Origin of the sequence: Kamptonema animale CS-326, assembly GCF_028330895.1 — a bacterium.
In the GTDB taxonomy this organism is placed as follows: Bacteria; Cyanobacteriota; Cyanobacteriia; order Cyanobacteriales; family Microcoleaceae; genus Kamptonema; species Kamptonema formosum.
The window spans coordinates 1-9639 of record NZ_JAQMUA010000023.1 but is presented as its reverse complement, the minus strand read 5'-3'; the positions used below and the strand labels follow the sequence as shown (position 1 = coordinate 9639).

The following is a 9639-nucleotide window of genomic DNA, read 5'->3' as shown; positions in this document are numbered from 1 at the left end:
GAGTTACAGGCTGTTTGCGGCGAGCGCCCACCCTACTTAAGCAAATGCAAGATTAATGTCCAGCCATATAGTGACCTATTTCGTGAATATCGACATCTGCGATCGGACTTTCATAAACCAGCTTACCGCCAGACATCACCACAAGTCGGTCAGCTAATTTCAACAACTCATCCAAATCTTCACTCACTAATAGTACACCCACACCCTCATTCCTCGCCTCAACTAACTGCGAGTGAATATAGTCAACCGCCGCAAAATCTAACCCGAAACAGGGATTAGCAGCAATTAACAGATTAATGTTATGATTTGAAAATTCCCTTGCTAGTACAGCCCGCTGCACATTACCACCCGAAAGATGACTAATGGGGGTATCTACCGAGGGAGTTTTCACAGAAAACTTCTCAATTAAAGCCATTGCAGCTAGTCGAATTTCCTTCAAAATTAGAAACAAATTGCCTTTAGCCATTGGCGCACGATCGAACTTTCGTAAAGCCATATTTTCGCCAACACTCATCTGGGGAACGCAAGCATTTCGTAGTGGTTCCTCTGGTAAGCAGAAAACCCGATGTTTGACTATTTCTGGACGAGTTGCTTTATAAACTTCCCCATTGACCATTAATAGTCCAGATGTCGCAATTCTCTGTCCTGCTAAAACCTCTACTAATTCTCGCTGACCATTGCCAGAAACCCCGGCAATCCCAACAATTTCTCCCCTCCTAACTGTCAGATTTACAGATTTTACCGCCGCCAGTCCGTTGTCACCATTGGCACAAAGATCTTCAATTTTGATGACAGGTTCTCCCGGAAGTTCGGCTAGTTTTTCTATTTGAATGGCATTGCGTTCTTCACCCAACATCATCTTAGCCATTTCGGAAGTAGATAAATCTTTAACTGACCCACTACCTGCAAATTTTCCCCTTCGCAGAACTGTAACTTCATCGGCAAATGATGTTACTTCTCGGAATTTATGGGTAATAAGTAACACGCTTAAATGTCCCGCACTCACTTCTTGTTTGAGTAAGCCTAAAACTTCATCAGCTTCGTCTGGTGTGAGTACAGATGTAGGTTCATCGAGGATAAGAAACCGATTTTTGAGGTAGATTTGTTTCAGGATTTCTACCTTTTGCTTTTCTCCGGCTGCAAGTTGATTTGCGGGTTTGTACAAATCAACTTTAAATGGTGCAGTTTCTAGAAATGCCGCTAATTGTTCATATTCAGCTTTCCAGTTAATCACGTTAGGAGTATCTGGCCGCGTCAGCACTAAATTTTCTGCGACTGTCATTGAGGGAATGAGAGTAAAATGCTGATAGACCATGCCGATACTGTATTGATAAGCATCGTAAGGACTGTTGATAGTGCGCGGTTGTCCATCAATTATAATCTCTCCACTGTCAGCAGTGTAGAAGCCCATAATACACTTGACTAAGGTACTTTTACCCGCTCCATTTTCACCTAGTAAAGCGTGAAAAGTTCCTGGTTTCAGGTGTGTTGAAACGTTATCAAGTGCTAAAAGCGAACCAAATCGCTTGGTGATATTTACCAATTCGATATCGGGTGGCTGAGGGAGTTTTGAGCTGGGAGTGATGATTTCTGGATTGGGAATTTCTAGCATGGTTTTGCTCCTTAAAATTAAAACAAAGTGGTTTGTGAAATAACTACTCTTTGATGGCGCTAATTAATGCTTCCGAATCAGCGACAGCACCAAAAACGCCGCCTTGCATTTTAATCATCTTGAGTGCGGCCAGATGATTGCCATAATCTGTTGCACCGGTACAGTCAGAAAGTAGCAAACATTCGTAACCTCTATCATTCGCATCCCGCATTGTGGTGTGGACGCAAACATCAGTTGTTATTCCTGCCAGAATAATATTTTGGATGCCTTTACGCCTTAGTAACATATCTAAATCTGTGGCGTAAAAAGAACCTTTTCCGGGTTTATCAATTACTGATTCTCCAGGTAAAGGAGCAAGTTCAGGAATAATTTCCCATCCACTTTCACCGCGAATTAAAATTTTCCCGCAGGGGCCGGAGTCGCCAATTCCTGCACCAATTCTACGACTTCGCCACTGTTTATTTTCTGGTAAGTCTGATAAATCTGGTCGATGTCCTTCGCGGGTGTGGATGACGTGAAAGCCGAGATTTCGTACTATTTCTAATACCTTTTTTATTGGCTGAATTGGTGCGCGTGTCAGCGACAAATCATAACCCATTTTATCTACATAACCGCCAACTCCGCAGAAATCTATCTGCATATCAATAATTAGCAGCACTGTATTTTCTGGGCGTAAATCGCCGTTAAAAGGATATGGATAGGGTTCAGATTCAACAAAACGTCCCATAAAAAATTTGAGATTGTAGTTTGCGAGCGAACATCACTAACCTTTAATCATTGTCAGTTCCTAAAGCACCGGGAGCACCAATTGCTGTCCGAGTTGGCGAACAGGTAATCACCATTACTGCTAGGGTTAAGATGTAAGGCAAGGCATTAAACAAGTAGTAGTAAGAATCTACTCCTACTGATTGCAAAGCGGGCCCGATTGCTTGCGCTCCTCCAAACAATAAAGCTGCATATAAACATTGCACGGGATTCCAACGGGCAAAAATTACTAAGGCAACGGCCATTAATCCTTGACCGCTAGAAATCCGTTCTGTCCAACTTCCAGGGTAATAAAGAGATAAGTAAGCTCCGCCAATTCCTGCTAAGAAACTCCCTACCATAATGCAGGCTGTCCGCACCAATTTTACAGGAATTCCCATCGCTCTAGCAGCAGCAGGGTTGTCACCAACGGCACGGATAAATAACCCCCAGCGCGTGGATTTAAAAAACCACTGCATTGCTGGTGCTATGGCAACGCCGATGATAAATAAAGGGCTAATTTTTAAAGCTGATTGAATTGCTGGCTGATTAATCCAAGCACCTAATTCAATGGTGGGTAATTGGGGGGCAACGGGTTGGATAAAAGGCTTGCCAAAAAAGAAAGCTAAACCGCTTCCGAAGATAATCATGGCAATGCCAACTGCTACATCATTAACTTTGGGACGTTGGGATAGCCAAGCGTGAATTGCTCCTAATACCATCCCAGAAATTCCTGCTGCTAAAACGCCTAACCAAGGTGATTGAGTTAGATAGGATATGGCGTAGGCACTCATCGCACCCATTAATAAAGTACCTTCTAAACCGAGGTTGATTTTGCCACTTTTTTCGGTCAGACATTCGCCGAGACTAACGAATAGAAAGGGTGCGCTTCCTCTAAGTGTTCCTGCTGCGATCGCGATCGGCACTCCCCACCACCCTAAAGTTTCTGTTGACATAGTTGTTAATTGTTAATTGTTAGTTGTTAGTTGTTAGTTGTTGGTTGTTGGTTGTTAGTCGTTAGTTGAAAGAAACCGGGTTTCTTATAAAAATCTGCGATTGTAACTAGATATCTATGAAGAAACCCGGTTTCTGGCCGAGGCTCACCCACCCTAAGTTATCTTTCGTTTATCTGTCTTGTTGCTTGAAAAATGGCAGTTTGCCATAAAGCGATTCACTGAAGAGAATCACTAAGAAAACTAATCCTTGGAAAACTAAAACTGTGGCATCTGGGAGATTGTGCGATCGCTGCAAAATTCCCCCACTTGCTAAAATTCCACCTAACAAAATTGAAATTAGCACGGCAGCTAAAGGATTTTGTCGGGCAATAAATGCAACTAAAATGCCGCTGTAACCGTAACTTGCATTTAGGGATTCATTCGCTTTGCCGTGTACGGCTGCCACTTCTACCATCCCGGCTAAACCTGCACAAGCACCTCCCAGAAAACAGATAATTAATGTTAATTTACCTACTGGTAATCCGGCCATTCGTGCTGCTCGAACGTTACCACCTGCCGTGCGAACAGCAAAACCAAAGGTAGTTCGCTGAATCAAGACGTAAGCGATCGCGCAAACAATTAGCCCAAAAATCAAGCCGTAGTGAACTCGCGTTCCCGGCAAAGTCCCCAGCATATTGACATCAGCGAGGGGATAGCTAGAAGGTTTGTTCAGGGAACTGGGATCGCGCATCGGGCCGCCGACTAAATGATTCAAAAGCGCGATCGCGATATAATTAAGCAACAAGCTGCTAATGGTTTCATTTACGCCTCGGTAATACCGCAGCGCCCCGGCTAAGGCGATCCACAAACCACCGCTAATAATGCCTGCGATCGCCATTCCCAACTGCACAATAGTTGGCGGTGCGCTGTTTAAAGCTAAACCAGTGGCGATCGCGCCGAGTCCCCCCATGACGATCGCTCCCTCATTACCAATAATCACTAAGCCTAAGCGAGCAGGTAAGACTGTACAGAGAGAACTTAACATCAAAGGCGCAGCCCGAATTAGGGTATTTTGGAAAGAAAACCAACTCCCAAAAGCTGCTTTATAAATCGAGCCATATACTGCTAACGGATTAGCACCTGCTGCGGCGCAAAAAATCCCGAATAATAATAGCGAAACCACTAAAGCAGCTATGGGAATAGTCACTGTTTCTAGTAGCGATCGCCAGTTTATTGAGGATGGATTTCCAGATACAACTTGAGTAGTCATAGGCTTAATTGGTAATTTTTTAAGTAGAAGGAAGAAGGAAGAGGGAAGAAGGAAGAACGCTTATACAGCCAACTTTTTAGCCATCGGTATCTTATGTTTAATTAGGTGGATTTACTTAATTTTTCATTTTCCCTACCCAACCTACCTTCCTCCCATGTTTAATGTTTAATTTTTAATTCTTTCATTCCTCCCATTTTTAATTTTTAATTTTTACTTTTTAATTCTTTAGGTACTTCCCAGCACGCCTTCCACCAACCAAGTCATCTTTTCTAGTTCTGGATCTTGCTGTTTGAAGTCCTTGCCAGCAGGAATTACAACTTTCCCAGTATTATCCTTCATTTCCCCCTTATAAATTACTAAAGTGCCATCTAATAGCTTAGCCTGTGCCGCATCAGCATCCTTTTTCGCTTGTTCGCTCACCGCCGCACCATAGGGCGATAACTTACAAAAACCTTCCTTCAAACCACCACGTACCAAGTGAGAAATTCCGCCATCCATCAGATTTTTGCCCGCCAAAAGCATCTCGGCATATTCTGAATAAATTTTAGCCCAGTCCCACTCCGCACCAGTCAGATATCCTTTAGGAGCTAAAGCTGCTTGATTCGTGTGGTATCCGGTACAGAAAATACCCCGTTTTTCCGCAGTTTCCATTACCACTTTGGGGCTGTCTACGTGACAAGTAATAACGTCGATTCCTTGATCGACCATACTATTAGTAGCTTCAGCTTCTTTCACAGGTAAAGACCAATCACCGGTAAAAATTACTTGGGTTGTAATGTCGGGTTTAATGCTACGAGCACCCAGGGTATAACTGTTAATATTTCGCACTACTTGGGGAATTGGTTTAGCTGCCACAAACCCTAATTTGCCGCTCTTAGAAGTATGAGCTGCTACAATTCCAGCTATATATTGGGCTTCGTCGATATAGCCATAATAGCTACCGATATTGTTAGGATGCTTGGTTGCATCGTAAAGCCCTCCTGCGTGGAAAAATTGAATGGTAGGATTCTCTTTTGCTACTTTGATAATATGGGGATCGAAATAACCAAAAGAAGTAGGAAATAGGACAGTTACTCCGTCCTGATTAATCATATTGAGCATGGTTTCTTCGGCGGCATTTGTTTCCGGAACGCTTGCCTCTTCGACTGTTTTCACCCCAGAGAGTTTGGAAACTCCTTCTTTCCCTTGCGCGTGAGCCTGATTCCAGCCATAATCATCTTTAGCACCAACGTAGATAAAGCCCATTGTCACTACTTTGGCCCCTGTGCCCGTAGATGGCGATTGCCCTGTAGGACTTTGGCTTTGTTGGGGTACAGTAGTCGGCGTGCATCCTGTTCCCAGACGCAAAGTAACTCCAAAAGCCCCTGCGGACAACAAACCGCGCACTACCTGACGACGACTTAAGGTTAAAGAACGTTTATTGCTCACTGCTGCTACTTTTCTCCGCAATTTTTTGAATTTTATGTAAATAATGAAATAAGATTAAAGCAGCTTCACTATAATTTGTTTGTAACTATTGATACAATTAATGTATATGTTGAAAACTCTAAAAACTGGTAGCTTTTTTCATTTCTACCAAAATCTATCTTGTTGACGATCGAGAAGTGGGTTTAACTGGCATTAATGTATAGAACCTGTCGTTTTTAAAAGTAGTAGTGATGCTGGAAATCTGGACAAAACTTATAGACAGCAAATTAATTGCGTCTAGCTCATTTATTTCACACAAAGACTTTTATCTTTGGCAGCCAGAGTTATTATGGTTGCACGCAGGCTTAGACTTAGCAATAGCTGTTGGTTGTTACTCAATTCTGGGGATGCTGGTGTATTTCCTCCACAAGCGCCGGGATCTGCGATTTCGGGGAATTTTTTTGTTGTTCGCAGCCGCGATCGCTAGCTGGGGAACTGTTAGCATTACCGACTTGTGGACGCTGTGGCATTCTAGCTATTGGATATCAGCGTTTGCCAAAGCGATCGCGGCTACCATCTCGATATTAACAGCATTACTAGCAGTCGCGACGCTTCCCAAAGCTTTAGCGATGCCAAGTTATGCCGAACTAGAAGCCGAAATTCGCGATCGCAAAGCCACAGAGGCAGCCCTAAAAGCAAGCGAACAGCGCTTTCGAGCGATCTTTGACCAAGCTTTTCAACTGATTGCCCTAGTCGCCCCAGACGGTACACTTTTGGAAGTCAACCAAACAGCCTTGGATTTTGGGGGCATTACCCGCGTTGGTGTCATTGGTAAGCCATTCTGGGAAACGCCTTGGTGGACTGGGGAGAAGGAAGAGAAGGAAGAAGGAAGAAGGAAGAAGGAAGAAGGAAGAGGAGAGAAGGAAGAAGGAAGAAGGGAGAGGGAAGAAGGAAGAGGAGAGAGGGAAAATAGAGAAATAGACATCTCCGTTACTAAACTTAAAACTTTAGAAAATCCGACTCAAAACCCGACTCAAAAACGCTTGCAAAATGCGATCGCGGCGGCGGCTAGGGGCGAACTGATTCGCACAGAATTTGACATACCTTGTATAGACGGAACGATCGTTACCCTCGATGCTTCCTTCAAACCTGCATTCGACCAGACAGGGGAATTTAATCCGATCATCATTGAAGGACGCGATATCACCGCACACCTCCGAACAGAAGCGGAATTGCGGCAGTACAAAAAACACCTAGAAATGATGGTGGAAGAGCGCACAGCCGCCCTCACAAAGCTGAACGAACTGATGCAGCAGGAAATAGTCGAGCGCCGCCAAGCTGAGTGGGCTCTGCGACGTAGCGAAGAACGCTTTCAAAAGTTGGCCGCCAATGTGCCGGGAATGATTTACCAGTTTTGCATTTCAGCAGAGGGATCGATCTCCTTTCCCTTCACCAGTTGTGGTGCTCGCGAAATCTACGAGATCGAATCAGAAGAAATTCAGCAGAATGCGGCGCTGGTGATTGAGATGATACACCCAGAAGATAGCCAAAGGGTATTGGACTCGATCGCCATCTCTGCTGAAAATTTGACACCCTGGACAGAGGAATATCGAATTAACACGCCTTCTGGCAAGTTGAAGTGGATTTGGGCCTCGTCTCGACCTGAAAGGCAAGAGAATGGCGACATTCTCTGGGATGGCTTGACGATGGATATTAGCGATCGCAAGTTGCGCGAAGTTGAACTAGAGAAAGAACGCCAACAACTACAACAGATTATCTCTTGCACCCCCGTAGCGATGGCAATGTTCGACACGGAAATGCGCTATCTCGCCCACAGCGAAAAATGGATCGCTGATAGCCGCCTGCCAGTTCAGTCCGCGATCGGTATGTGCCAGTACGATTTGCTTCCAAATATGCCCGAACGCTGGCGCAAGCAATTAGAATCTGCACTTCAAGGAGAGATATACTCCTGTCCAGAGGATGTCTGGGAATGGGAAGACGGTATCAAAATTTATCTGCGTTGGGCAATTCATCCCTGGTATAATACCAGCGGTGAAATCGGTGGTATTGTGATCGTCACTCACCAAATCGGCGAACTCGTGGAAGCTAGAGAAGCCGCGATCGCAACGGCAAAACTCAAGTCTCATTTCCTCGCAAATATGAGCCACGAAATCCGTACACCGATGAACGGTGTATTGGGAATGGCTCAATTATTGTTAGAAACAAATCTTGCACCCAAACAGCGAGACTGTGCCGAAATCATCCGCAGTAGCGCCCATCATCTACTCAGTGTCATCAACGATATACTCGACTTCTCAAAGCTGGAAGCAGGAAAGATGCAGCTAGAGGAGATCGACTTTGACTTAAACTCCTGCATTGAAGAAGTCGTCGAGTTACTAGCAGCTCAAGCAGAAATTAAAAGACTGGAATTAGCAATTTTAATTTATAGTGCAGTACCGCGATCGCTCAGAGGCGATCCGAGCCGTTTACGCCAAATCCTGTTAAATTTAGTCGCCAATGCGATTAAGTTCACCGAAGAAGGCGAGGTCATGGTACAAGTCGCTCTCCGCGATCAAACTTCGACCTCAGTTTTCCTCCGCTTTGCAGTGACAGATACCGGCATTGGCATTTCCCCAGAAGCTCAGAAAAAACTATTTCAATCCTTTTCTCAAGTAGACGCTTCTACCACTCGCGAGTACGGAGGTACGGGTTTGGGATTAGCAATTTGCAAGCAGTTGACCGAACGGATGGGAGGCGAAATTGGGGTAGAAAGCGAGGTGGGTAAAGGCTCAACTTTCTGGTTTACAGTAGAGCTCAGCAAACAGGCTAATATGATTTCTCCCGCTATTCCTTTGGCTCTAACTGGCCGTAGATTGCTATTAGGAACAGCCCCTCCTAGAACTCGCCAAGTGCTGCAATATTTGGCTCATACCTGGGGGATGCGATCGGATGCGGCGGCAGACTGTGCAAGGCTTTTAGCTACTTTGCGAAAATCGGGTCAGCAGAAAAGACCTTACGATGCGGTTTTGCTGGATTTACAGTTAGTAGAACAGGGAGAAAATTTGTTAGTTGAAGCCATTCGCTCTCACCCTGAGTTTGCCCAGACGAAGTTTTTATTAATGACTTCTCTGCAACAGCGAGATTCTGCGATCGCAGACAGATTTGCCCAGCGTCTCCGACAAATCCTCCGTAAAGACTGCTGCGATTTTATCCTCAAGCCTGTTAGACCTTCCCAGTTATTCGATCGGCTTTTAGGAATCGCTGAAAAACGGTTAGTAACACAAACAAAATCACCAACAGACGATAACCAAGTAACAATATTAGTAGCAGAAGACCACCCCGTTAACCAACAAGTTATTCTTGCTCAGTTAGAAGTTTTGGGCTATGAAGCTGAGTGTGCTGATAACGGTCAGGAAGCTCTGAGATTGTTGGCGGAGAAAAAGTACGACATTGTGTTAATGGATGGTCAGATGCCAGTATTGGATGGCTATGAGGCGACGCAAGAGTTACGGCGGCGGGAAGCAGCTAATAGCGATCGCCACACCGTAGTGATCGCGCTAACAGCTCACGCCTTACCACAAGATCGAGATAAATGTCTAGCCGCCGGTATGGATGACTATCTCAGCAAACCCGTTGATCTCAAAGAGTTGGAAAGGATTTTAGAGCAATGG

The 9639-nt window shown here is 44.8% G+C and carries 6 protein-coding genes; 1 reads left to right on the top strand and 5 read right to left on the bottom strand.

Annotated features, from left to right (window positions below; translation table 11 throughout):
- Window positions 1-52: 52 nt before the first annotated feature.
- From PN499_RS01865 to PN499_RS01845, 5 genes are all read right to left on the bottom strand, one after another.
- The gene (locus PN499_RS01865) at window positions 53-1612 is read right to left on the bottom strand and encodes an ABC transporter ATP-binding protein (protein ID WP_272029923.1); all 1560 of its coding nucleotides are present in this window, start codon (window positions 1610-1612) and stop codon (window positions 53-55) included.
- A gap of 43 nt (window positions 1613-1655) precedes the next feature.
- Window positions 1656-2339: a biuret amidohydrolase gene (biuH, locus tag PN499_RS01860; RefSeq protein WP_272029921.1), complete on the bottom strand. Its 684-nt coding sequence runs from the start codon at window positions 2337-2339 to the stop codon at window positions 1656-1658.
- A 43-nt stretch (window positions 2340-2382) separates the two neighbouring features.
- The gene (locus PN499_RS01855; RefSeq protein WP_272029919.1) at window positions 2383-3312 is read right to left on the bottom strand and encodes an ABC transporter permease; all 930 of its coding nucleotides are present in this window, start codon (window positions 3310-3312) and stop codon (window positions 2383-2385) included.
- A 169-nt stretch (window positions 3313-3481) separates the two neighbouring features.
- A complete protein-coding gene (locus PN499_RS01850) occupies window positions 3482-4561 on the bottom strand; it encodes an ABC transporter permease (RefSeq protein WP_272029917.1) in 1080 nt (359 codons plus the stop codon).
- A 225-nt stretch (window positions 4562-4786) separates the two neighbouring features.
- Window positions 4787-5989 (bottom strand): BMP family ABC transporter substrate-binding protein, encoded by a 1203-nt coding sequence (locus PN499_RS01845; protein WP_272029915.1) that lies wholly within the window; start codon window positions 5987-5989, stop codon window positions 4787-4789.
- 230 nt (window positions 5990-6219) lie between these two features.
- Here PN499_RS01845 and PN499_RS01840 point away from each other — a divergent pair.
- Window positions 6220-9639: response regulator (locus PN499_RS01840; RefSeq protein ID WP_272029913.1), on the top strand; the 3420-nt coding region annotated here is incomplete at its 3' end.

Coding starts and splice junctions, on each gene's coding strand:
- biuH (WP_272029921.1), bottom strand. CDS start 2,339: ATGGGACGTTTTGTTGAATCTGAACCCTATCCATATCCTTTTAACGGC.
- PN499_RS01865 (WP_272029923.1), bottom strand. CDS start 1,612: ATGCTAGAAATTCCCAATCCAGAAATCATCACTCCCAGCTCAAAACTC.
- PN499_RS01855 (WP_272029919.1), bottom strand. CDS start 3,312: ATGTCAACAGAAACTTTAGGGTGGTGGGGAGTGCCGATCGCGATCGCA.
- PN499_RS01850 (WP_272029917.1), bottom strand. CDS start 4,561: ATGACTACTCAAGTTGTATCTGGAAATCCATCCTCAATAAACTGGCGA.